This is a genomic window from Carnobacterium sp., assembly GCF_032094055.1.
Classification (GTDB): domain Bacteria; phylum Bacillota; class Bacilli; order Lactobacillales; family Carnobacteriaceae; genus Carnobacterium_A.
The window spans coordinates 2952-4698 of the sequence record NZ_DAMDAK010000089.1; the positions used below are offsets into that span (position 1 = coordinate 2952).

At 32.4% G+C, this 1747-nt stretch carries 2 protein-coding genes; both read right to left on the reverse strand.

Annotated features, from left to right (window positions below; all coding sequences use genetic code 11):
- Window positions 1-709 (reverse strand): C4-dicarboxylate transporter DcuC (dcuC, locus tag RT405_RS11485; RefSeq protein ID WP_313469799.1); only part of this gene is annotated, 709 nt, incomplete at its 3' end.
- Between the two features lie 25 nt (window positions 710-734).
- Entirely contained in the window at window positions 735-1655 is a 921-nt protein-coding gene (gene rihC / locus RT405_RS11490; protein ID WP_313469801.1) for a ribonucleoside hydrolase RihC, read from the reverse strand.
- Window positions 1656-1747 lie beyond the last annotated feature (92 nt).

Genomic DNA, 1747 nt, shown 5'->3' on the forward strand with positions numbered 1-1747 from the left:
CCCCATTTAAATTCGGTGATTTTTTATCCATATATTTTTGCCAGAAGTAATGCGTAAGTGCAATCACAAGCAAAGTGGGAATTGAAACCAAAGCATGATAGCTAAATACATACTCCGAGACGGTTAAACCGCTAAACATAGGATGATTAGCTAACTCTGTCGCAATTGCTACATTATCTCCTCCAAGAGGTGTAGGAACAATTGTGGCTGACGTTGCTATAATGGCTCCTATGCTTAAAGTAGACATTCCTGCTGCTTTTAGAACTGGAAATAACGTTGCTAGTAATATGATAGCTAAGTTTGAAGCACTAGGTATTACCAAAGAGAGCAAATTTCCTAAGATAAATACGATAGGTACTAATATATACACTGACTTAACTTTTTTTATAGGTTTAAGCAATGCATTAACAGTCACTTCATTAGCACCAATATATGTCATATATGAAGCATATCCGCCCAATATAAGGATAATAAAACCTGCATTAGTAAGAGTTAATTTAAATTGTTCAACTAATGCCAAAAGTGGATCAAACAACACAAAATTGGTAGTTTCAAATCCTTCAATAGCAATTCCTTTACCCATTGCAATCGCAATAAACATCAATACAATTCCTGTAGCGAATAAAGTAACTTTAATATCCATCTTCTTTAATAACATGTATACAACTAATAACGTTGCTGCAATAGCTGAACCATACATAACAATCATAATTTACCATCCTTATTTTTTATTTTTATTTGCAGTCATTTATACTCGCTAAAAACCAATCTTTAAACTCTTTTTGATCAATATCAAGACATACGGTTGCGTTACTTTCTTGCTTTAAATAGCCCTTCAGATCAACAATCGTGGCTCCAGTTGTATACTTTCCATTCAATTCAACATCAACGAATGTTTCAACAACATCAAATAAATCAGGTCTTAATAAGTAAGCAATAGCTGTACTATCATACATTTTCAATCCAGTTTTCATGCTCCCTCCTCTATATTTACTAAACAAACTATAAATCATATGACCGACTTTATTCATGTCCTTAATCTTCTTACTATCTTCTGGATATACTAAAGCTTTCAATCCAATATCCATTCCTACCATTATAACTGGCACTTTTGAATCAAAAATTATTTTTGCAGCCTCTGGATCAAAATCAATATTAAACTCTGACATCACTCCGCTATTTCCCCTAGTTGTTGAACCACCCATAAAAATAATTTCTTTAATATTTGATTTTGTTTCTGGATACAATTTTAATAAAACTGCTATGTTTATAAGCGGACCTATTCCTACAATCGTAATTGGTTCTGCACTTGTCATAATAGTTTTATACATGGCATTAACAGCATTTTCTTTTAAAAGTAAATGCTCATCCGGCTCTTCGAAATCGTATCCTTCCATCCCAGTTTTCCCATGTACGTTACTAGCATCTTTTGTTTCTCTAATTAACGGAGAATCAAATCCTTTGGCAACAGGAATTTCTTTACCAAAAAAGTTTAATAATTTCAGTGTGTTTTTTGTAACGTATTCCAATCCTACATTACCTGCAACGGTGGTAATAAGCTTTACATCTACTTCATCACTATATAATGCAATCGCTAAAGCAACTGCATCATCAATTCCAGGATCTGTATCAATAATAATGTTTTTCTTAGTCAATTTAATTCCTACTCTCTTTTTTATATTAAAGTAAACTTATTTAGATAAAAACTTAACCATACCGCTACCTAATGTTTCACTAGGTCTTTTTA